At 66.8% G+C, this 22,341-nt stretch carries 20 protein-coding genes; 9 read left to right on the forward strand and 11 right to left on the reverse strand.

The genetic code is table 11. From position 1 onward, the window contains the following. Positions 1–94 precede the first annotated feature (94 nt). Together FD678_RS04280 and FD678_RS04285 are read left to right on the forward strand one after the other, a co-directional pair. Positions 95–1,216, forward strand: a complete 1,122-nt coding sequence (locus tag FD678_RS04280) for a threonine dehydratase (RefSeq protein ID WP_140719603.1) — start codon at positions 95–97, stop codon at positions 1,214–1,216. Next, positions 1,213–2,781 (forward strand): 2-isopropylmalate synthase, encoded by a 1,569-nt coding sequence (locus tag FD678_RS04285; protein ID WP_140719605.1) that lies wholly within the window; start codon positions 1,213–1,215, stop codon positions 2,779–2,781. The genes FD678_RS04280 and FD678_RS04285 overlap by 4 nt, the downstream gene beginning before the upstream one ends. A 157-nt stretch (positions 2,782–2,938) precedes the next feature. On the opposite strand, the gene leuB is transcribed toward FD678_RS04285, so the two are convergent. The 4 genes from leuB to leuC all read right to left on the reverse strand — a co-directional run bounded on the left by leuB (position 2,939) and on the right by leuC (position 7,075). After that, positions 2,939–4,012 carry a 3-isopropylmalate dehydrogenase gene (leuB, locus tag FD678_RS04290; protein WP_140719607.1) on the reverse strand — a complete coding sequence of 358 codons (1,074 nt, stop codon included), beginning with the start codon at positions 4,010–4,012 and terminating at the stop codon, positions 2,939–2,941. A 128-nt stretch (positions 4,013–4,140) separates the two neighbouring features. Next, the gene (locus tag FD678_RS04295; protein ID WP_140719609.1) at positions 4,141–4,911 is read right to left on the reverse strand and encodes a class I SAM-dependent methyltransferase; all 771 of its coding nucleotides are present in this window, start codon (positions 4,909–4,911) and stop codon (positions 4,141–4,143) included. Continuing rightward, the gene (gene leuD, locus FD678_RS04300) at positions 4,908–5,561 is read right to left on the reverse strand and encodes a 3-isopropylmalate dehydratase small subunit (RefSeq protein WP_140719611.1); all 654 of its coding nucleotides are present in this window, start codon (positions 5,559–5,561) and stop codon (positions 4,908–4,910) included. Before leuD ends, FD678_RS04295 begins: the two co-directional genes overlap by 4 nt. 80 nt (positions 5,562–5,641) lie before the next feature. Beyond that, positions 5,642–7,075, reverse strand: coding sequence for a 3-isopropylmalate dehydratase large subunit (gene leuC / locus FD678_RS04305; protein WP_140719614.1), 1,434 nt, complete (start codon positions 7,073–7,075; stop codon positions 5,642–5,644). A 130-nt stretch (positions 7,076–7,205) separates the two neighbouring features. Between leuC and FD678_RS04310 the strand changes: the two genes are divergently transcribed. The 5 genes from FD678_RS04310 to FD678_RS04330 all read left to right on the forward strand — a co-directional run bounded on the left by FD678_RS04310 (position 7,206) and on the right by FD678_RS04330 (position 11,543). Then, positions 7,206–8,084: a LysR family transcriptional regulator gene (locus FD678_RS04310; protein WP_140719616.1), complete on the forward strand. Its 879-nt coding sequence runs from the start codon at positions 7,206–7,208 to the stop codon at positions 8,082–8,084. Between the two features lie 289 nt (positions 8,085–8,373). Further along, positions 8,374–8,565 (forward strand): hypothetical protein, encoded by a 192-nt coding sequence (locus FD678_RS04315; protein WP_140719618.1) that lies wholly within the window; start codon positions 8,374–8,376, stop codon positions 8,563–8,565. A 116-nt stretch (positions 8,566–8,681) separates the two neighbouring features. After that, positions 8,682–9,335: a TetR/AcrR family transcriptional regulator gene (locus FD678_RS04320; protein WP_140719620.1), complete on the forward strand. Its 654-nt coding sequence runs from the start codon at positions 8,682–8,684 to the stop codon at positions 9,333–9,335. A 151-nt stretch (positions 9,336–9,486) separates the two neighbouring features. Further along, positions 9,487–10,143 carry a protein-L-isoaspartate O-methyltransferase family protein gene (locus FD678_RS04325; protein WP_140719622.1) on the forward strand — a complete coding sequence of 219 codons (657 nt, stop codon included), beginning with the start codon at positions 9,487–9,489 and terminating at the stop codon, positions 10,141–10,143. A gap of 17 nt (positions 10,144–10,160) precedes the next feature. Then, entirely contained in the window at positions 10,161–11,543 is a 1,383-nt protein-coding gene (locus FD678_RS04330; protein WP_140719624.1) for a TolC family outer membrane protein, read from the forward strand. Between the two features lie 52 nt (positions 11,544–11,595). Here FD678_RS04330 and waaA read toward each other — a convergent pair whose 3' ends face one another. Next, entirely contained in the window at positions 11,596–12,918 is a 1,323-nt protein-coding gene (waaA, locus tag FD678_RS04335; protein WP_140719626.1) for a lipid IV(A) 3-deoxy-D-manno-octulosonic acid transferase, read from the reverse strand. Between the two features lie 350 nt (positions 12,919–13,268). Between waaA and FD678_RS04340 the strand changes: the two genes are divergently transcribed. Beyond that, the gene (locus FD678_RS04340) at positions 13,269–14,189 is read left to right on the forward strand and encodes an LpxL/LpxP family Kdo(2)-lipid IV(A) lauroyl/palmitoleoyl acyltransferase (RefSeq protein WP_140719628.1); all 921 of its coding nucleotides are present in this window, start codon (positions 13,269–13,271) and stop codon (positions 14,187–14,189) included. 42 nt (positions 14,190–14,231) lie between these two features. Here FD678_RS04340 and FD678_RS04345 read toward each other — a convergent pair whose 3' ends face one another. The 6 genes from FD678_RS04345 to FD678_RS04370 form a co-directional block, all read right to left on the reverse strand. After that, on the reverse strand, positions 14,232–15,551 hold the full coding sequence (locus tag FD678_RS04345) for an O-antigen ligase family protein (protein WP_140719630.1): 1,320 nt from the start codon (positions 15,549–15,551) through the stop codon (positions 14,232–14,234). After that, positions 15,532–16,644, reverse strand: coding sequence for a glycosyltransferase (locus FD678_RS04350; RefSeq protein WP_140719632.1), 1,113 nt, complete (start codon positions 16,642–16,644; stop codon positions 15,532–15,534). The genes FD678_RS04345 and FD678_RS04350 overlap by 20 nt, the downstream gene beginning before the upstream one ends. A 10-nt stretch (positions 16,645–16,654) precedes the next feature. After that, on the reverse strand, positions 16,655–16,852 hold the full coding sequence (locus tag FD678_RS04355; protein ID WP_140719634.1) for a zinc-finger domain-containing protein: 198 nt from the start codon (positions 16,850–16,852) through the stop codon (positions 16,655–16,657). 121 nt (positions 16,853–16,973) lie between these two features. Next, complete coding sequence (locus FD678_RS04360) at positions 16,974–19,079, reverse strand: peptidase domain-containing ABC transporter (protein WP_140719636.1); 2,106 nt, start codon at positions 19,077–19,079, stop codon at positions 16,974–16,976. A gap of 338 nt (positions 19,080–19,417) precedes the next feature. Continuing rightward, complete coding sequence (locus tag FD678_RS20810; protein WP_140719638.1) at positions 19,418–20,035, reverse strand: CPBP family intramembrane glutamic endopeptidase; 618 nt, start codon at positions 20,033–20,035, stop codon at positions 19,418–19,420. Positions 20,036–20,384: 349 nt separating this feature from the next. Continuing rightward, positions 20,385–21,653, reverse strand: coding sequence for an HlyD family secretion protein (locus FD678_RS04370; protein ID WP_140719640.1), 1,269 nt, complete (start codon positions 21,651–21,653; stop codon positions 20,385–20,387). A gap of 245 nt (positions 21,654–21,898) precedes the next feature. On the opposite strand from FD678_RS04370, the gene FD678_RS04375 reads away from it, so the two are divergent. Further along, positions 21,899–22,264: a helix-turn-helix transcriptional regulator gene (locus tag FD678_RS04375; RefSeq protein WP_140719642.1), complete on the forward strand. Its 366-nt coding sequence runs from the start codon at positions 21,899–21,901 to the stop codon at positions 22,262–22,264. The last annotated feature ends 77 nt before the right edge of the window (positions 22,265–22,341 follow it).

A 22,341-nucleotide genomic window follows, 5' to 3' on the forward strand; every position in this document is an offset into this window, starting at 1 on the left:
CGGTGCCCGTCACCTGGACCGCGGAGGGATCTTCTTCGCCCCTGTCGCTCTCCCGGGACCCGGCCCCCGGGTCCCCAGCACCGGCTCCACCACCATGCCTGACGCCGGCCGTGCCCCTGCCCAGGAACCGGACGTAGGCGACGTAGCCGTCAGCGTGGCCGACGTGCTGGCCGCGCAGGCGCGCCTGCGCCGCTATCTCACGCCCACGCCGTTGCACTACGCCGAACGCTTCGGCACCTGGCTCAAGCTGGAAAACCTGCAACGCACCGGCTCCTACAAGGTACGCGGCGCGCTGAACGCGATGCTGGCCGGGCTGGAGCGCGGCGACGACCGCCCGGTGATCTGCGCCTCGGCCGGCAACCATGCCCAGGGCGTGGCCTGGTCGGCCTACCGGCTGGGCCTGCAGGCGATCACCGTGATGCCGTTGGCCGCCCCGGCCACCAAGATCGCCGGCGTCCAGCACTGGGGCGCCACCGTGCGCCAGCACGGCCACAGCTACGACGAGGCCTACGCGTTCGCACGCGAGCTGGCCCAGCAGAACGGCTACCGCTTCCTGCCCGCGTTCGACGACCCGGACGTGATCGCCGGCCAGGGCACGCTCGGGATCGAGATCGCCCCGCACATGCCGGACGTGGTGATCGTGCCGATCGGCGGCGGCGGCCTGGCCTCCGGCGTCGCACTGGCGCTGAAATCGCAGGGCGTGCGGGTGATCGGCGCGCAGGTCGAGGGGGTCGATTCGATGGCCCGCGCGGTGAAGGGCGACGTGCGCGCCATCGAGCCGGTCGCCACCCTCGCCGACGGCGTCAAGGTCAAGGTCCCCGGCTTCATCACGCGCAGGCTGTGCACCAGCCTGCTAGACGACATCGTGATCGTGCGCGAGGCCGAACTGCGCGAAACCCTGGTCCGGCTGGCGCTGGAAGAACACGTGATCGCCGAGGGCGCCGGCGCGCTGGCGCTGGCGGCGGGTAAACGCGTGGCCGGCAAACGCAAGTGCGCCGTCGTCTCAGGCGGTAATATCGACGCCACCGTGCTGGCCAACCTGCTCTCCGAAGTGCGGCCGCGGCCGCCCCGGAAACCGCGCCGGCGCAGCAGCGAGCGGCTCAAGGGCCAACGCGGCCGGCCACCCGACGCTTCGCCCCCGACCGCTCCACCCCGCCCCACCGCCCCCGCCACCACGCCCGCAATAGCCATCGCAGTAGAGGAGTCATCCTGGTGAACACGACCGTATCCAACCAGACCCCGCGTATCCGAATTTTCGACACCACCCTGCGCGACGGCGAGCAATCCCCCGGCTGCAGCATGACCCCGCAGCAGAAGGTCGTGATGGCCCGGGCCCTGGACGAGCTGGGCGTGGACATCATCGAGACCGGCTTCCCGGCCAGCTCGCAATCCGATCGCGAGGCGATGGCGCTGATCGGCCGCGAGCTGCGCCGCCCGACCCTGGCGGTGCTCTCGCGCTGCCTGCAGGCCGACATCGAGACCTCCGCGCGGGCGCTGGAGGCGGCGGCCAACCCGCGCCTGCACGTGTTCCTGTCCACCAGCCCGCTGCACCGCGAGCACAAGCTGCGCATGACCCAGGAGCAGGTGCTGGAATCGGTGCACAAGCACGTGACGCTGGCGCGCGGCTACATCGACGACATCGAGTTCTCGGCCGAGGACGCGACCCGCACCGAGGTCGAGTACCTGATCGAGGTCGCGCGCGTGGCGATCGCCGCGGGCGCCACCACCATCAACCTGCCCGACACCGTCGGCTTCACCACGCCGGAGGAGATCGGCGACATGTTCCGGCGCGTGATCGCCGGCGTGGCCGACCTGCCGGGCGCGGACAAGGTGGTGTTCAGCGCGCACTGCCACAACGACCTGGGACTGGCGGTGGCCAACTCGCTGGCCGCCGCCGAGGCCGGCGTGCGCCAGATCGAGTGCACCATCAACGGCATCGGCGAGCGCGCCGGCAACTGCGCGCTGGAGGAGATCGCGATGGCGCTGAAGGTGCGCAACGCGTTCTACGGGTTCGAGACCGGCATCAACACGCCGCGCATCGTGCCGACCTCGCAGTTGCTGCAGCGCCTGATCGGCATGCCGGTCCAGCGCAACAAGGCGGTGGTGGGCACCAATGCGTTCGCGCACGAGTCGGGCATCCACCAGCACGGCATGCTGCGCCATCGCGGCACCTACGAGATCATGCGCCCGCAGGACGTGGGCTGGCCGGACACCCAGATGGTGCTGGGCCGCCACAGCGGCCGCGCCGCGGTCGAGGCGCGCCTGCGCGCGCTCGGCTTCTGGCTGGAGGAGGAAGAGCTGAAGCTGGTGTTCGAGCAGTTCAAGGCGCTGTGCGAGAAGCAGCGCGTGGTTACCGACGCCGACCTGCAGTCGCTGATGCAGGGCGCCACCACCCAGGACGGCTATCGCCTGGCCTCGATGACCATCAGCGACGTCGGCAGCCGCGCCAACGCGCTGGTCGAACTGTCCGATCCGGACGGCAACCGCGTCGCCGAGACCGCGCAGGGCAACGGCCCGGTCGACGCGCTGTTCGGCGCGCTGTCGGCCGCCACCGGCGTACGCCTGGAGCTGGACAGCTACCAGGTGCACAGCGTCGGCATCGGCGCCGATGCGCGTGGCGAGGCCAGCCTGAGCGTGCGCCACGACGGCGTGGAGTACGAAGGCACCGGCACCAGCAAGGACATCATCGAAGCCAGCGCACTGGCCTGGCTGGACGTGGCCAACCGGTTGCTGCGGCAGCGCAATGCGGAGCAGAACCGCCAGGACGTGGTAGCGGCGTAGGCAAATCCCTTCTCCCTCGGGAGAAGGTGCCCGCAAGGGGCGGATGAGGGTTCGGGCGAAGCTTCGTGCAGTTGAACGTCACGAGAGGGCTTCGCCCGCACGCCCTCTCCCCTCTCCCGATGGGAGAGGGGCTTTGCGCTTCAGATCATTCCCGGCCTTACAGCGCCGCCACCACCGCATCGCCCATCGCCGCGGTGCCGACCTTGGTCGTGCCTTCCGACCAGATGTCGGCGGTGCGCAGGCCCTGGTCGAGCACCGCGCCCACCGCGCGCTCGATCGCCTCGGCCGATTCGGCATGGCCGAAGCTGTAGCGCAGCAACATCGCCACCGACAGGATCGTCGCCAGCGGGTTGGCGATGCCCTGGCCGGCGATGTCCGGCGCCGAGCCGTGGCAAGGCTCGAACATGCCCTTGTTGTCGGCATCCAGCGAGGCCGACGGCAGCATGCCGATCGAGCCGGTCAGCATCGAGGCCTGGTCGGACAGGATGTCGCCGAACATGTTGTCGGTGACGATCACGTCGAACTGCTTGGGCGCGCGCACCAGCTGCATCGCCGCGTTGTCCACGTACATGTGCGACAGCGCCACGTCCGGGTAGTCCCTGGCGACTTCCTCGACCACCGCGCGCCACAACTGGCTCGACGCCAGCACATTGGCCTTATCCACCGAGCACAGCTTCTTGCCGCGCAGCCGCGCCATCTCGAAGCCGACCCTGGCGATGCGGCGGATCTCGCTTTCGCTGTAGGGCAGCGTGTCGTAGGCCTGGCGCTCGCCGCTCTCCAGCGTGCGGTTGCCGCGCGGCTGGCCGAAGTAGATGCCGCCGGTCAGCTCGCGCAGGATCAGGATGTCCAGGCCGGCGACGACCTCGGGCTTGAGCGTCGAGGCCTCGGCCAGCTGCGGGTACAGCAGCGCCGGGCGCAGGTTGGCGAACAGGCCCAGCTGCGAGCGGATCTTGAGCAGGCCGCGCTCCGGGCGCAGCGCCGGATCGATCGTGTCCCACTTCGGCCCGCCGACCGCCCCGAGCAGCACCGCGTCGGCGGCGCGCGCGCGCGCCAGGGTCTCGTCGGCCAGGGGCGTGCCGTACTTGTCGTAAGCGGCGCCTCCCAGCTCGTCGAAGGCGAGCGTGATGCCCAGCCCGAAGCGCGCGTCCACGCGCTCGATCACCTTGACCGCCTCGGCCACGATCTCCGGGCCGATGCCATCGCCAGGAAGGACCAGAATCTGCTTGCTCATCTATATTTCCTTGTTGTTTTTGCTGCTTTTACTTTTTGTGAGAGCGACTTCAGTCGCGATGGGGCTTTACCGCCAAAGCCCGTCGCGACTGAAGTCGCTCCCACAGGATGGATGGCATGTACCCGCGTCTACCCGCGTCCGGCCCACAGCACCAGTACGTCGGTGCTGAAGGAGCCGTCCCCGGCGATCTCGAAGTACTCGCGCACTTCCGCGCCCACGCCCTGCTGCAGCGAGCGGATCGCCTGGCGGAACAGCTCCGGCGTGCGCATGCGCTCCACCCACGGGGCGAACTCCAACCGCAGGCGCTGGCGATGCAGCTTTTGCACCTGCAATCCCGCCTCGCCGGCCAGGCGCAGCCACTCGGCGGCCGAGTAGTCGCGCACATGGCTGGTGTCGCGCAGCAGCTCGATCGCCTGCAGGTGCGTATCCAGCAGCGGCGCGCCGGGCGCCATCACGTCGATGAAGGCGGCCGTGCCGCCCGGCTTCAGCACCCGGCGCGCTTCGCGCAACGCCTGACCGACGTCGCTCCAGTGATGCGCCGAATAGCGGCTGGCCACGACATCGAATTCCGCGTCGGCGAACGGCAACCGCTCGGCCGCGCCTCGCACCGTGCGGATGTTGTCCAGCCCGCGCTCGGCCGCCGCCGAGGCGACCACGTCGAGCATTTGCGCCGACAGGTCGTAGGCCACCACCTCGTCGGCCAGGGGAGCCAGATGGAACGCGACATGTCCCGCGCCGCATCCCAGGTCGAGCACGCGCGCCCGGGGCCGTGCCGCGAGCGCGGCCTGCAACTCGGCGAACTCGCTCCCCTGCGCGTGCACCGCGCTCCGGAGATAGGCCTCGGCCTGCTCGCCGAACTGCGCCTGCACCACCTGCGCGTGGGAAGCGGACGCGCTCACGCGCGTTCGCCCAGGCCGAACAGCCACGGCTGCGCCGCCCGATGGCGCGCCTCGAAGGCGCGGATCGCGTCGGCGTCCTGCAGGGTCAGGCCGATGTCGTCCAGCCCGTGGAGCAGGCAATGCTTGCGGAACGCCTCGACCTCGAAGCGGTACTGCACGCCGTCCGGCCGCGTCACGGTCTGCGCGGCCAGGTCCACGATCAGCGTGTAGCCCTCGATGGCCTCGCACTGCGCGAACAGCGCATCGACCTCCGCGTCCTTCAGCACGATCGGCAGCAGACCGTTCTTGAAGCTGTTGTTGAAGAAGATGTCGGCGAAACTCGGTGCGATCACCGCGCGGAAGCCGTACTCGTCCAGCGCCCACGGCGCATGCTCGCGCGAGGAGCCGCAGCCGAAGTTCTCGCGCGCCAGCAGCACGCTGGCGCCGGCATAGCGCGGGAAGTTCAGCACGAATTCGGGGTTGATCGGGCGCGCGCTGTTGTCCTGGCCGGGTTCGCCGACGTCCAGGTAGCGCCATTCGTCGAACAGGTTAGGGCCGAAGCCGGTGCGCTTGATCGATTTCAGGAACTGCTTGGGGATGATCTGGTCGGTATCGACGTTGGCGCGGTCCAGCGGGCAGACCAGGCCGGTGTGGGTCGTGAAGGCTTTCATTGGACGTGATTCGTGATTGGTGATTCGTGATTGGGAAAGGCTGGAGACGGGTTCGGAGGATCCGCTTTTACGAATCACAATCACGAATCACGGATCACCATCTCCCGCACGTCGACGAAGTGGCCGGCCACCGCGGCGGCGGCGGCCATCGCCGGGCTGACCAGGTGAGTGCGCCCGCCGGCGCCCTGGCGCCCTTCGAAGTTGCGGTTGGAAGTGGAGGCGCAATGCTCGCCGCTGCCCAGCTTGTCCGGGTTCATCGCCAGGCACATCGAGCAGCCCGGTTCGCGCCATTCGAAGCCGGCCTCGACGAACACCTTGTCCAGGCCCTCGGCCTCGGCCTGCGCCTTGACCAGGCCCGAGCCCGGCACCACCAGCGCCTGCTTCACGTTCGCGGCGACCTTGCGGCCCTTGGCGACCTGCGCCGCCGCGCGCAGGTCCTCGATGCGCGAGTTGGTGCACGAGCCGATGAACACGCGGTCGAGCTTGATCGCGGTGATCGGCTGGTTGGGCTGCAGGCCCATGTACTTCAGCGCGCGCACGATCGAATCCTTCTTGACCGGATCGGCCTCGCGCTCCGGGTCCGGCACGTTCTGGTCGACCGCCAGCACCATCTCCGGCGAGGTGCCCCAGCTGACCTGCGGCTTGATGTCCTCCGCGCGCAGCTCGACCACCGCGTCGAAATGCGCGTCAGGGTCGGACACCAGTTCCTTCCATGCCGACACCGCCGCGTCCCAGTCGGCGCCCCTGGGGGCGAACGGGCGGCCGCGCACGTACTCGATCGTCTTCTCGTCCACCGCGACCATGCCGACCCGCGCGCCGGCCTCGATCGCCATGTTGCAGATCGTCATGCGCCCTTCCATCGACAGCGCGCGGATCGCGCTGCCGGAAAATTCCAGCGCATGGCCGTTGCCGCCGGCGGTGCCGATCCTGCCGATCACCGCCAGCACGATGTCCTTGGCGGTGACGCCGAACGGCAGCGTGCCTTCCACCCGCACCTGCATGTTCTTCATCTTCTTGGCGACCAGGCACTGGGTGGCCAGCACGTGCTCGACCTCGGAGGTGCCGATGCCGTGCGCCAGCGCGCCGAACGCGCCGTGCGTGGAGGTGTGCGAATCGCCGCAGACCACGGTCATGCCCGGCAGCGTGGCGCCCTGCTCCGGGCCGACCACGTGCACGATGCCCTGGCGGACATCGTTCATCTTGAACTCCAGGATGCCGAAGTCGTCGCAGTTCTCGTCCAGCGTCTGCACCTGCAGGCGCGAGACCGGGTCGGCGATGGCGGTCAGCCCGCCCAGGCGTTCGGTGCGCGTGGTCGGCACGTTGTGGTCGGGCGTGGCGATGTTGGCATCGATGCGCCACGGCTTGCGGCCGGCCAGGCGCAGGCCCTCGAACGCCTGCGGCGAGGTCACTTCATGGAGGATGTGGCGGTCGATGTAGATCAACGAGGAGCCGTCGTCGCGACGGGCCACTTCGTGCATCTCCCACAGCTTGTCGTAGAGGGTCTTGCCGGCCATTGCAGTGCTTCCAAAACGGTTCTGGCGATCGGCGGAGCGGGCCGCCGGGCTGGAGAAACGATGCTAGGCCGTTGCACTCCATAAAACAAATTCATATTTTTAATTCGAATCCATAACCAATGCGACTGAGATGGACATCGCCAACCTGGCCGCGTTCCTGGCCATTGCCGACAGCGGGAGCTTTTCCGGCGCCGCCGAACGGCTGCACCTGACCCAGCCTGCGGTGAGCAAGCGCATCGGCCTGCTGGAAGCCGAATTGCGGGTCCGGCTGTTCGACCGGCTCGGCCGACAGGTGGTGCTGACCGAGGCCGGGCAGGCGCTGCGCCCGCGCGCGCAGCGCATCCTCGACGAAGTGCAGGACGCGCGCCGGCTGCTGGACACCCTGGGCGGCGAGGTCGGCGGCACCCTGAGCCTGGCCACCAGCCACCACGTCGGCCTGCACCGGCTGCCGCCCCTGCTGCGCCAGTTCGCCACGCGCCATCCCGAGGCCGCGCTCGACATCCGCTTCCTCGATTCGGAACAGGCCTATGCCCAGGTGCTGCAGGGCGAAGTGGAACTGGCGGTGACCACGCTCGGGCCGGAGACCCATCCTCCCCTGCGGGCGGTCCCGGTCTGGGACGACCCGCTGCAGTTCGTGGTCGCCCCCGATCATTCCCTCGCCACGCGCGCGGCGCTCACGCTGCAGGACATCGCCGGCCACCCCGCGGTGTTGCCGGAGCGGCACACCTTCACCCACCGCATCGTCGCCGAGCTGTTCGCCGCGCACGGGCTGTCGTTGCGCCTGCGCATGACCACCAACCACCTGGAGACGATCAAGATGCTCGCGTCGGTGGGGCTGGCCTGGAGCGTGCTGCCGCAGAGCCTGGTCGACGCCCAGGTGGTCGCGCTGCCGCTGTCCGGCGTGGACCTGCGACGCCGGCTCGGCCACGTCACCCATGGCGGGCGCACCCGTTCGCGCGCCGCGCGGGCGTTCATCGCCCTGCTGGAGGAACACGCCGACCGCTGGTGACAACCACTCCGGCTTGACCTACATTGCGCGCTCCGCCGGCCCCGGGCCGCCCGCCTGTTCTCTGCAAGGATTCCGCCCCACCACAGCCAGCCCTCCCTGCCGCCGCGGTCTCCCTCGCGACCTCCGCCTTCCACCAGCCTCGAAGACGGCACGGGAATTGCCTCAGCTCGATCGCCATCCCAAGACCCCTCGTCATGCCTCCCGTCATCCTTCTGCCCTGCGGCGGACTGCGGTCCGTCCTTTCCGGCGCATCGGCGCCGTTCCTGCCCGCCTCACCGGTACCGACGGCATGACCACGCGCGACAGCAACACGGCCGCCAACCTGGCCTTCCAGGCCGAGATCGCCAGCGCCAAGGCCCGCCGCGACCGCGACCAGCCGCGGCACTCGGCCACCCCGCCGCGGCCGGCGCCGACCGCGCCGGAACCGGCAACCGACGCACCGGCCGGCCAAGCGCCCGGCATCGGCGGCAAGGCGGCCTGAAGCCCCCTTCGATCGGCGGCGTCCCATCATCGAGCCGTGCCGCCCCGCTGCACGTCTAAATAATGAACCAATCGGTTCAGTATAAATATAGAACCGCATGGTCTAGTATTGGCGCCATGGCGACCACGACTCCCTCGAAGGCACGCATCCGCAGCACCGGCCCCGGCCGGCCCAAGGACCTCGGCAAACGCGCCGCGATCTTGAACGCCGCGCGCACGCTGTTCTTCGAACAGGGCTATGCCGGCGTCAGCATGGATGGCATCGCCGCGCTGGCCGGCGTGTCCAAGCTCACCGTCTACAGCCATTTCGGCGACAAGGACACCTTGTTCGGCGAAGCGATCCGCGCGCAATGCCAGCAGATGATGCCGGACGACCTGTTCCAGCACGAACTGCAGGGTTCCCTGCGCGAGCAACTGCTGGAGATCGGTTCGGCGTTCTTCGCGATGATCAGCACCGATGCGGCGATCGCCACCCACCGCATGATGCTCAGCCCCGGCACCGGCGACGACCATATCCGCCGCATGTTCTGGGAAGCCGGCCCGCACCGCACCCAGCAGGCGATGGCCGATTTCCTCGCCGCCCGGGTGCGCGCGGGCGAACTGGCGATCGACGACCTGAATTTGGCCGCCTCCCAGTTCTTCCAATTGCTCAAGGGCGACCTTCACATCACCATGATGTGCGGGGTGCGGCCGCCGCCGAGCCCCGAGGAGGTGCAACACCACCTCGCCGCCAGCGTCGACTTCTTCCTGCGCGCCTATGCTCCGCGCTAGGGTGTGCCTTCCCGCTCCTCCCCCGATGGCGCCGGTGGTCGCGATGACTTCCGGCACTGCGCCGGGGTGCCGCCCACGGCGATGCTAGCCACGCCAACGGCTCGCGGCACCCGGTAAAATGCCCGCCCCACTGCGTTTGGATGACCGCACCATGACGATCGATTACACCCAGGCCCGCGAAAAGATGGTCGAACAGCAGATCCGTCCCTGGGACGTGCTGGACCTGCGCGTGCTGGACGTGCTGGCGCGGTTGCCGCGCGAGGCCTTCGTGCCGGACGCCTACAAGGCGCTGGCCTATGCCGACCTGGAGATCCCGCTGCCGGGCGGCCAGAAGATGATGAAGCCGGTGGTCGAGGGGCGCATGCTGCAGGCCCTCGACCTGCAGCCGGGCGAGGACGTATTGGAAGTCGGCACCGGCAGCGGTTTCGCCACGGCCTGCCTGGCCGCGCTGGCGCGCGAGGTGGTCAGCCTCGAGATCGATCCCGCGCTGGCCGCCGGTGCCCGTGCCCGCCTGGATGCCACCGGATTGGGCAGCAATGTCCGCATCGAGGCCGCCGACGTGTTCGCCTGGCAGACCGAGCGCAAGTTCGACGCGATCTGCCTGACCGGCGCGGTCGATGCGCTGCCGCTGCAGTTGCTTTCCTGGCTGCGCCCGAACGGCCGCCTGTTCGTGGTGCGCGGCCGTGACCCGGTGATGGAAGCGGTGCTCGTGCGTGGCGAGGTCAACGCCCCGCGCGTGGAATCGTTGTTCGAAACCGACCTCGCGTACCTGAAGGGCGCGGCACCTGCGCCCCAGTTCAAATTCTGATCCCAAGGAAGCCCCCGATGATTCGCCGATCCCTCGTTCTGGCGCTGGCCGCCGCCCTGTTACCGATGGCCGCGCAGGCTACCGATCTGCTGCAGGCTTACGAAATGGCCCGCAACGGCGACCCGACGCTGGCGTCGGCCGAATCGACCCGCCTGTACAACAAGGAAGGCCAGGTCCAGGCACGCGCCGCACTGCTGCCGCAGCTCGACGGTACCGCTTCGCTGAGCCGCACCCGCACCGAAGCCGAAGGCCTGACCGGCCGCAGCATCTCCAAGACCCGCCGCTACTCTGTCGATGGCACGCAGACGCTGTTCAACTGGGCGCAGTTCTCCAACCTGCGCGCGCAGCGCGACGTCAGCAAGGCCGCCGACTTCACCCTGGAATCGGCCAACGACGACCTGATCGTGCGCACCTCGGCCGCCTACTTCAACGTGCTGGTGGCGATCGAGTCGCTGGCCGCGGCCGAGTCCAACGAAGCGGCCGCCAAGAAGCAGTTCGACTACGCCGACAAGCGCCTGCAGGTCGGCCTGGCGCCGATCACCGACGTGCACGAGGCCCGCGCCGACTACGACCAGGCACGCGCCGACGTGATCACCGCGCGCAACACCCTGGCCGACTACTACCAGGCGTTGACCGAGATCACCGGCCAGCCGGCCCGCGGCCTGCGTGGCCTGCCGGACGATTTCCGCCCCGAACTGCCGGCCAACTACGGCAACATCGACAACCTGGTCGCCAGCGCGATCGAAGAGAACCCGGCGCTCAAGGCCCAGCAATTGCAGGTCAGCGCCGCCGAATCCAGCGTGTCCGCCGCGCGCGCTGGCCACCTGCCGACCTTGAACCTGACCGGCAGCCTGGGCCGCAGCACCACCTGGGGCGACATTTCGGGCGAGCTCGCCAGCCAGGACCCGGGCGGCATCGGCGGTCCGCGCAACGACACCAACACCATCGGTGTCACCCTGAGCGTGCCGATCTTCTCCGGCGGCGCCACCCAGTCGGCGGTGCGCCAGGCGATCGCCCAGCGCGACATCCAGCAGGATACCTACGAGCAGCAGAAGCGCGCGCTGGATCGCAACGTGCGCAACTACTACCAGACGGTCGTGCAGGGCATTTCCGAGATCGAGGCGCGCCGCCTCGCGGTGGTGTCCGCGCAGGCAGCGTACGATGCCTCGCAAGTCGGCCTGGAAGTCGGTACTCGCACCGTGCTCGACGTGGTGCAGAACCAGAGGACGCTGTTCACGGCCCAGCTCAACTACGCGCAGGCCAAGTACAACTTCCTGCAGAACCGCCTGTTGCTGGCGCAGGCCACCGGCAAGCTCGACATCGCCGACCTGCAGGACATCAACCGCCTGCTGACCGCCGATGCCGAGGCGCGGCTGCAATCGCCGATAGCCTCGCGCTGAGCGAAGGCAGATTGCCAACGACACAAGAGCGGGCTTCGGCCCGCTCTTTTTTTCAGCAGGCCGTCTTGCCGGGCAGGGTCGCGACCGGCGGCAAGTGCGGTGCGATCTGCGCCAGCGTCCGCTGCACCGCGCCGCGGCCGTTGGCCACCAGCGCAAGCCCGGCCTCGGCCATCACCTTGCGCGCCCCGGCGTCGGCCAGCAGCGTTTCCAAGGCGTCGGCGACGGCCTCGGCATCGTTGCAGATCGCGACCGCGCCCGCCTCGCGCATGCGGCGCGAGATCTCCGAGAAATTGTGCAGGTGCGGGCCGGTCACCGAGGGCGTGCCGACCGCGGCCGGCTCCAGCAGGTTGTGCCCGCCGATCGGTTGCAGGCTGCCACCGACGAAGGCCGCCTGCGCGCAGGCATAGAACGCCATCAACTCGCCCAGCGTGTCGATCACGAACACCTGGCTCTGCGCGTCCGGCCACTGCTGGGCCTTGCGGGTGGCCACGCGCCAGCCGCGTTCCCGCGCCAGCGCCTCGACCTTGGGGAACCGCTCGGGATGGCGCGGTGCCCACAGCAGCAGCAGGTCGGGGAAACGCCGTTGCAGCTTCGCATGGATATCGAGGGTGGCCGCCTCTTCGCCATCGTGGGTGCTGGCGGCGATCCAGACCGGGCGCGCCGCCGGCACGTGCTGCCGGAACTGCGCGACGAACGCGTCGAGATGCTCCGGCACGCCGATGTCGAACTTGAGGTTGCCGAGCGCGACCACCTGTTCCGGTCGCGCGCCGAGCGCGACGAAGCGCGCCGCATCGTCCGCGGACTGCGCCGCCACGCAGGTCACCGTGCGCAGCGCGCGGGCGATCAACGGCGCCAACAGCCGGTAGCCGCGCAGCGAGCGCGCCGACAGGCGCGCGTTGAGGACGTAGACCGGGATGCCGCGGTCGCGGCAGCCGAACAGCATGTTCGGCCACAACTCGGTCTCGAGGATCAGCGCCAGGCTGGGCCGGAAGTGCTCCAGGAATCGCCCGACGCTGCCCGGCACGTCGTAGGGCAGGTAGACGTGGTCGATCGCCTCGCCCCACAGCGCGCGCACGCGCTCCGAACCGGTCGGCGTGATCGTGGTGATGACCCAGCGGATGTCCGGGCGCTGCGCACGCAGCGCGTTGACCAGCGGCGCGGCGGCATTGACCTCGCCCACCGATACCGCGTGCAGCCATACCCGCGGTTGCCCGCACGAGCGCGCATACGAGGCATAGCGCTCGTTCCAGCGGTTGAAGTACTCGCGAACCCGGAATCCGCGCCACACCAGGTGGTACACCGTGATCGGCAGCAACAGGTAGAGCAGCGCCGAGTACAGCGTGCGCAACAGCCATTCGATGGGGTCTTTCCGCATCCGCGAAGGATACGGGATGGCGGGGCTCGGGACTCGGGGCAGGGCATCTTTGCCTGGGTTCGGCTGCCAGGCGATCCGGTGCTTTCTTGCAGCTTTTTTGTTAGGAGGGACTTTCCCGAGGGAGGGCCGGTAAAGCCCTTGTCGGGACTGAAGTCCCTCCCACAACAACACCCGACCCGAAGCTGGCTTGTCGTGCTTCCGAGTCCCGAGTCCTCAGATCCGAGCCCCGGCTCCCGGCAAGACCGGGTCGGGGCTGAAGCCCGGCTGCAACGGCGCTCGATCCCGGGCAGGCTTCCCCTAGCCCTAGCCCTAGTCCCGGTCCCGAGCCCCGGGTCCAGTAGAATTCCCGCATGTCCGAAGCGCCCGATGTCGCCATCCGCCCCTCCCTGCTCAAGCCGGCCCACTGGCCCACGTTCCTTGGGCTGGCCCTTGCCGCTGCCGCGGCCCGCCTGCCGTGGACGCTGCAGCGGGCGATCGGGCGCGGCGTGGGCTGGATCGCCTATCGCTTGATGGGCAGCCGGCGCAGGGCAGCGCAGGCGAACCTCGAGTTGTGCTTTCCCGACCAGGACCCGGCCTGGCGCCAGCGCCTGCTGCGCGACAGCTTCGATGCGTTCGGCGTCGGCATCCTCGAGTTCGCGCGCGCCTGGTGGGGCAGCATCGACGCGATCCGCCCGCAGGTGCAGGTCGAGGGGCTGGAACACCTGCGCAGGTTGCAGGAGGAAGGCCGCGGCGTGCTGCTGGTGTCCGGCCACTTCATGACGCTGGAGATGTGCGGGCGGCTGCTGTGCGACTACGTCCCGCTGGCCGGCATGTACCGCCCGTACAAGAACCCGGTGACCGAATGGGCGGTCAAGCGCGGCCGCCTGCGCTACGCCACGCACATGTTCGGCAACGGCGACATCCGCGCGACGGTGCGCCACCTCAAGCGCGGCGGATTCCTGTGGTACGCGCCCGACCAGGACATGCGCGGCAAGGACACCGTGTTCGTGCCGTTCTTCGGCCATCCGGCGGCCACGATCACCGCGACCCACCAGTTCGCACGGCTTACCGGATGCGCGGTGGTGCCGTACTACCACCGGCGCGAAGGCGGAGGCTACCGGCTGAAGATCGGCGCGCCGCTGCAGGATTTCCCGACCGACGACGTGGTCGCCGACACCGCGCGCGTGAACGAGGTGATCGAGGACATGGTGCGGCAGGCGCCGGACCAGTACCTGTGGATCCATCGCCGCTTCAAGCGCCAACCGGGCGGCCGCAGCTCCTTCTACGATTGAGACCGCACGGGGGACGGCGAAGCGCCATCCATCGAGCGCCATCTATTTCCCGTCGCCGGCATTGAGCAGCGCACCGGCATACAGGCCGGCCAGCATCAGCGCGAGTCCGCCCCAGAAGCTGGAATAGAACGCCAGGTGCGTATTGAACGGGAACACCGTCGCGACCAGCGCCACCATCGCCGGACGCGCCGCATCGCGCGCTTCCGGCGACGAGTACCGCCATGCGCGCCAGGCCTGCGCCGCACCGGCCAGCCACAGCAGCAGGCCGACCACGCCGGTTTCGGCGAGGATTTCCAGCACGATCTGGTGGGCATGGAAGGCCGGGCCTTCGCCCCACGCCGGCGCCTGCCCGGGGTGCGGATCGCAGGCCGGATAGGCCTCGCGGAAACCGCGCGCGCCGATGCCGTTGAGCGGGTGCTCGCGCACCATGCACCACGCCGCGCTCCAGATGTCGCTGCGCCCGGAAAGCGCCTCGTTCACGCCCGTCCCTTCGCCGGTGAAAGCCAACGTGGTGCGATGGACGCGCTCGCGCGCCTGCGGCGACACGTAGACCAGCACTGCCGCGAGCGCCACGCCCGCCATCGCCACCGCCAGCAACCGGCGCGGCCCGAGCAGCTTCCAGCCCGAGAGCACCCCGATCACCGCGAAGGTGATCCACGAAGCGCGCGAACCGGCCAGCACCAGCACCGCGGCCACCGCGGCGGCGGCCAGCAGCCACGCCGCGCGCGAACGCCCGCCCGCCGCGAACAGCAGGAACGGCGACAGGCTGGCGAGGGTCTGCCCGAACTTCAGGTTGCACGGTCCGAGCACGCCGCTGAGCCGGTCGGCGACGGCGATTTCCTCCGGCGTGCAGAAACCATGGCCACTGACCATCTGCTTCAGTTGGTCCAGCGACCAGAACAGCGGACTGCTGCCGAGCGCGGCCTGGGCCAGGGCATCGATCGTCCAGACCATGCCGATCGCCGCCAGTCCGCCGAAGGTGACCCGGCGGCGGCGCGACGTGGCCACTGCGATGGCGCACAACCACATGAAAGGCAGGTAGCGCAGGTCGGTGGCGGTCTTGCGCAGCGCCAGGCCGACGTCGACCGCATCGAACGCCGACAGCAGCTCGGGCAGCCAGTAGGCGAAGAACAGCACCGAGGTCAGCGCCCACGCCGCCCCGCTCAGCAACCGGGTACCGCCCCGGAAGCGCGTCTGCAACAGCCTTACCGCCGCGAACAGCGCTCCCAGCGACAGCACCGATTCGGCGATGCCGGGCAGCGGCCACAAGGCCACGAACGCGATGATCCAGGCCGGCGTCCAGTGCCCCGGCTCGCGCGTCGGCGCGCCGACGGCACCGGGTTCAACGGCGGAGTTCGTCATAGACCTTCAAGGTGGCCGATTGCATGGCCTGCAGCGTATAGGGGATATGCTGCGGCGGGCGCGGCGGCTGCCGCAACAGCGCGGCCGCCCGCGCCGCCAGCGCCGCTTCGTCGAACGGCGCCACGCCGCCCTCCGGCTGCAGCCCTTCCAGCAGCTCGCCGACGCCGCCATGCGCCCATCCCAGCACCGGGCGTCCGACCGCAAGCGCCTCGAGCACGGTTCGCCCGAACGCCTCGGGCTTGCGCGAGAGCTGCAATACCAGGTCGCTGCCGGCGTAGGCCTCGGCGATGCGGGCGGTCGGCTCGCTGAACGTGGCCGCCGAAGCCACCCCGAGCCGCCCGGCCTCGGCCTGCAGCTCGCGCAGATAGGCCTCCCGGCCCGGTTCGACCGCACCCGGCAGCCACAGGCGCACCGGCATGCCTTGCGCCCGCAGCGTCGCCAGCAGGCGCAGGCCATCGGCGTGCCCCTTCAGCCGGGTACCGCGGCCGGGCAACAGCAACAGCCGCTCATCGGCCGCCAGCGCCGGCACCTGCTCGCGCACCCAGGCGCGGGCGCGCGGGTCGGGCTGCGGCCGGCGCGGGAACTGCGCGATGTCGATGCCGCGCGGAATCGTGCGCAACGTGCCGGGATCGGTGCGCGGGTAATGCCGCAGCACATAGTCGTGCACGGTCTGCGATACGCAGATCACCCGCTCGCCGTAGGTCATCACCGCACTGTAGCGGCCGGGCGAATTCAGCCCGTGCACGGTGGTGACGAAGCGCGGCCGCCGCGCCGCCGGCATTCCCCGCAGCGCATGCCAGCCGAGCCAGGCCGGCAGGCGCGAGCGCGCGTGCACGATGTCGGCCCCCAGCTCGGCGAACAGCCGGCGCAGCGTGGCGACGTGGCGCAAGGTCAGCAGCGACTTGCGGCCGATGTCGAGGGCGACGTGCTCCGCGCCGGCCGCCAGCAAGGCCGGCACCAGCCGGCCGCCGGCGGAGACCACCACGGCGCGATGCCCGGCGCGGGCCAGCGCCGCGGCGATTTCCAGGGTCGAACGCTCGACGCCGCCGGACTGCAGGGCCGGCAGCAACTGCACCACGGTCAGGCGGTGCATCGGGCGGGATTCAGTCCGCGAGGGTGAACACGGCGCCGCAATACGGGCACTTGGCCTCGCGGTTCGGCTCGTCCTCGATCGGCAGGTACACGCGCGGATGCGAGTTCCACAGCGCCATTTCCGGGGTCGGGCAGCTCAGCGGCAGGTCGCTGCGATGCACGGTGTAGCGCTTCTCGGCATTGGCGGGCGCGGTGGCGGTCTGGCTCATGGCGGTATGTACTGCGGGGATCGGGGTCGGGTAATTCTAGCAGTGCCGGGCCTTGCCGGATGAGGTGCCGGAGCAGGAGCGTTCCTCCCGATCGCTGCCATGGCCGTATGCAGGAGCCGGGCTAGGCCGTGGCCGCTTCCGGCTCCTGCGCCGCTTCCTTAGGCTGTTGCGGTCGAAATTCCTGGGCAACCCGGCCCTGCTCCATCACCAATACCCGATCAGCGCTGGCAATGGTCTCCGGACGGTGCGCCACGATCACCTTGGTCAACTGCAACCGGCGCACGGCCTCGTTGACCAGGCGCTCGCGCATCACGTCCAGATGGCTGGTCGCTTCGTCGAGGAACAGCAGTTTCGGCTGCCGGTACAGTGCGCGCGCCAGGATCACCCGCTGCTTCTGCCCTCCCGACAACGAACTGCCCATGTCGCCGATCAGCCCGTGGTAGCCCATCGGCATCGCGGCGATGTCCTCGTGTACCGCCGCCAGCCGCGCCGCCGCCTCGATCCGCTCCAGATCGAAGTCAGGGTCGAAGAAGCTGATGTTGTCAGCGATGCTGCCGGCGAAGAGCTGGTCGTCCTGCATCACCGCCCCGACGATCGCGCGCACGTTGCGGGGGCCGAGCTTGTGGAGGTCGTGTCCGCCGATGCGGATTGTGCCCTCGGTCGGCTTGAGCAGGCCCAGCAACAACTTGACCAGCGTCGTCTTGCCGCAGCCGGATGCGCCGATGATCGCCACCGACTCGCCCGGTGTGATGGCGAAGCTGCAATCCTTCAGCACCCATGGCTCGCCCTCCGCGTAGCGGAACGACAGTCCGTCGACCTCAATGCGCGGTTCTGCGGGGGGCAGCGCTTCAGGCATCCCGTGGTCGTCTTCCGGAGGGGTCAGCACGATATCGGCCAGCCGCTCTCCGTGCAGGCGCAGCATGCGAAACTCGATCCACTTGTCGATCAGCCCGCTGATGCGCGTAGCGAACTGGTCCTTGTATGCCAGGTAGGCGACCAGCATACCGACGGAGAACACGTTGTCCAACGCCAGCCGCGCGCCGATCCAGATCACTGCGATGCGTTCGATGCCGAATACCAGCTGGCTGGCGCTGGAGAAACCCAGCGACATCCGCGCCAGCTTCACGTCCTGGTTGACCGTGTCGTTCAGCAGGTTGTCGTAGGTCGAGCGACGCAGCGACTCCTCGCCGGCCACCTTCAGGCTCTGCATGCCACGCAGCGATTCCAGCAGATGGGTCTGTTGCTTCGCCGCCGCCACCAACTGCTGCTCGGTACGATCGCGCACTGGCCGATAGGCGATCGCGCGGATGCCCAGGTACAGCACCACCGCTAATAGCGTCACCAGAGCCAGCTTCCAACTGTAGACCAGCATCAGCGCCAACGTGACCACCGCCATCAAGCCGTCGATGATGGCCTCGACGAAGCTGGTGGTCAGGGTCTTCTGGATCGCCTGCACCGAGGCCATGCGCGAGGTCACATCGCCGAGGTGGCGCTTCTCGAAGAAATCCAGTGGCAGCTTGAGCAGGTGCGCGAACACGTTGCCCATCCACTGCAGCCCGAGCTTCGAGGACAGGTAGACCACCGACCAACCACGCAACAGGCCGATGCCCACTTGCAGCAGCAGCGCCAACCCGAAGCCCAGCCCGAGCACGACCAGCAGGTCGCGGTCGGCCGAGACCAGTACCTGGTCCACCACCCACTGCATGTAGAACGGGGCGAGAACGACGAAGACCTGCAGCGCAAACGACAGCAGCAGGATCTGCGCCAGCGCGCTCCACAGGCCACGGATCGGGCCGGTGAGCTGGCGTGCGGAAATCGAGGGGGCCGTCTTCTGCGGCTTGAACTCGGCAGTGGGCGTCAGTTCCAGCGCCACGCCGGTGAAGTGCTTGGATACCTCGTCCAGCGAAAGCTTCCGCTCGCCGATGGCCGGATCGAGGATCGTGGCCTTCGATTTGCCGACCTTGGCCAGCACCACGAAGTGGTTGAGGTCCCAGTGCAGGATGCAGGGCAGTTTGAGCTGGCCCAGGTGCTCCATGTCCAGCCGCAGCGGGCGGGTGGAGAAGCCGAGTTGCTGGGCGATGTGAATGAGGTGGCTGAGTTTGGCGCCCTTCAGTGAAAGCGGGAAGCGGCGACGTATCTCCTGTAGACCAATACACATCCCGTGCGACTTAGCCACCATCGCCAAACTAGCAAGACCACATTCTGCAGCCTCCGACTGAATAATCATTTTCTCACCAAGTATTCCAAGTAACTAGCAAGCACCATCACTCCCAAGAGCAGCAGCGAGAACACTTGAAGTCACACTGTAAACGACAAAAATACTACCGCGTAACACTGACGATAGCCGGCACTACCAGAACCGCAGCATCTATGGTCATGATTCATGCCGCAGTCTGCGCTGCTTAAAGACGATAATCACACCGGTCACCGCAGCAATAGACATGAAAATCAGCGCCCCCATAATTGATCCGCTGGATGCCAATAGTAAACAGGCACTAGCACCCAATATGACAATCCCCCATTATTTATTCTCATAAATTTCAATCTACACCAGTGTTTGCCGCGCTACATGAATCCGCTCCTACCCCCACCCATAGAACATCTTATTGATAAAAAAACAATTCCAAAATTAACCAAGCCATGCACCACAGCTCTTTTTTCCGTATCCATAGAAAATTTAATTTTCAATACACACAAAACCAATGAAGCAGCAAATGCCCATAAAAAATTATTCCAATGGGCAGATGCAAAAATCACTGACACAATAAGCGTCCCACCCCAATTCCCCAGCCTAGGAATAAGCCCATCCAACATGAAGTGTCGGACGACTTTCTCCTCAAAAAGAGGTGCCGTCAAACAAGTAGTAATTAGCCCCAATACCAATTCAAATCGAGAAAATTCTACCGCCGACTCACCACAATATGACGGAAAATTCATCATGAGCCATATTAAAAAGATGACCATGGAAGAAGCAAAGATCAAAACAACACTTCTTACCGACCATGGCAAAACAACATTCTCTCGTCCAAACAACAAAAACATCATAATATATAATGAGAATTCCGAAATCGCCTTCCCGCCCACGACTCCGATATTGTGACTCAAACTTATTAATCCACTGCAAATTATAGAAAATAAAACCCCTATAAATAACCTTTCAAAATCATTATGCCCCCGACTCATTATTACGCCTCATAAAAAAGGGAAGGCTCATCAAGCCTTCCCCTTATACCATTATTGCATCATCAACCTGATGACGAACGGAGCGGAAGTGGGTGCATTATAAGACATCCATCTCCAGGCACCACTAATTGCACTCCCCCAATCGCTCAAGGTTCCCTCTGCCGAAATACCGTCGGTACCTACATGGACAGTCAGCTCACCACCAGACACAGCACAACCCTCATCAAAATTAATCTCACGCATAGAAATTTACCTCTTAATTTGACGCAAATCCCTGCGTCTGGGCTTTGGGATAACCCCAAATCTTCTAATGATTAGAAATGCACCGGATGATCATAAAACATCAAAATTAATCGCCAGCTTTTCTTCCAATAGAATACAAAGGCTCCAATATCCATTCGATTAACCGCCGTTTCTCACCAAAAATATCAGCATCCAGCAACATTCCTGGTTTCAACAACTCCGGCTTGCCATAGGCCATCACGTTCTGACGGGCCAACACCACAGTGACACGATAGAACGGCTCGCCTTGGCTCGCGTCACCAATCAGCGCGCCCAGTTCGCCGCTACTCAGGGCGCTGCGGCTGATCCTCGTCACCCGGCCTTCGTGATGGCCGAACTTCTGGTAGGGATAAGCCTGATAGCGCAACTGCACCTTGTCACCGGGTTCGACAAAGCCAATGGCACGGCTGGGAACAAGCAATTCCGCTTCTAGTTCGCTATCGCTTGGCAGCAGGCTCAATAGCGCCTGCCCCGTTTGCACCGTCTGCCCCGACTTTATGATCTGCGTGGCGACGATGCCGTTGATCGGCGCGGTCACCATCAGTGCGCCACGCGCCTCGGTTTCGACCTGCTCCTGTTCCAGCTGCGCCAGTTCACGCCGATAACCCGCCTCTGAGGATCGGCGCTGCCCCGGCAATTCCCCCAGCGCCTGCTGCAACTGGGCAATGGTGCGCCGGGTTGCCGTAGCCTGCCTCTGCATGGCCTGCATCTGGGTGGTGTATTCCAGCATCGTGGATTCCTGCTGCTTGATCTGCAGGACGCTGACATAACGCGCGTCCTCGAGCTGGCGCAGGCGTTCCAGGGTTTCATTGGCGATGCGTATCTGCTGCTGGCGGGTGGCGATTTCGTTCTCGATCTGCGCCAGCTCGCGCTGGGCCGTGGCCAATTGCGCCTGCAAGCCGGAGGTCTGCGCGGCAAGCACCTGCAACTGGGCTGCCTGGTTTGCCGATAGCCCCTCACGCCGTTCCTGCAAACGCTGGCGCAACGCCTCCGTGGTGTCGCCGCTGCTCGCCGTCGCGCGCGGCACTGTCACCAGCGCCAGCACCTGCCCCGCCCTCACCTTGCCGCCTTCGGGTACTTCCACTCGGCTCACCACGCCGGTGGCCGGCGCCAGCACCGTCGCCAAACCCCTGGACGGCACCAGTTGCCCGGTCACGCTGGACCGTCGCGTATAAGTACCCAAACAGAGGAACAGTACAACCGATGTCGCGACGATACCCGCCGCTCCCGCCAGCAGCCATGCCTTCAACGGCTGGGCCAGAGAGATGCCACCCAGCCAACTCGTACGTCGAGACCCAAGTACTTCCTTGCGAAACAATCCTTGTGACACGCTCATCTCGATCCCTGATGTCGTGCGGTCATTTCACAAAGATGTCCACGTCTTCGCAAGCCTCCTATCCTGTCAACTTTGCTGGCCCTTCCTCCCGCCTGCAGCAATAGTCCGGCTAGAAAGGAGGAGAGCCATCGATACTGACCACATATGCCAATATCGATGGCATCAACAGACGTTTACTCCCATGTGATGCATTGCATCAAGCTTCCGAATGAGTATCCTCGGACTCACAGGGGGAAGTATTGATAATGGCAAGGAATCTAGGCATACGCATTCGCATCGCCAGGCAAAAGGCCGGCATGACCCAAAGGCAATTGGCGGAGCAGATCAAGGTCGGACGCAGCGCGGTAGCCAATTGGGAAAGCGCGACCGGCATATCGCCCGCGAGCACGAGACTGCTGGACATCGCGTTGGTTACGGGCGTTTCCTACGAATGGCTGGCCACGGGACGGGGAAGCGCGGCCCATGAACTCGAGCACCTCGCGGTGGATGCGGAGCTGGTGGACGACCCGATCGAACGCCGCCTGTTGAGCGCATTCCGGGCATGCAAGGCCGCAACCAAGCGGATGGTGCTCAGCATGATGGAAGTACAGGCTGCTCAACGACCTCGCTGACCACGCTCGGCCTGATTTCGATGCCGGCGGTGCCCGATTCGGCGTTTCACCCACTCCTGTCCGAGCCATCATGGCTC

Origin of the sequence: Pseudomonas sp. Hp2, from assembly GCF_006386585.1 — a bacterium.
GTDB classification, from domain to species: domain Bacteria; phylum Pseudomonadota; class Gammaproteobacteria; order Xanthomonadales; family Xanthomonadaceae; genus Pseudomonas_S; species Pseudomonas_S boreopolis.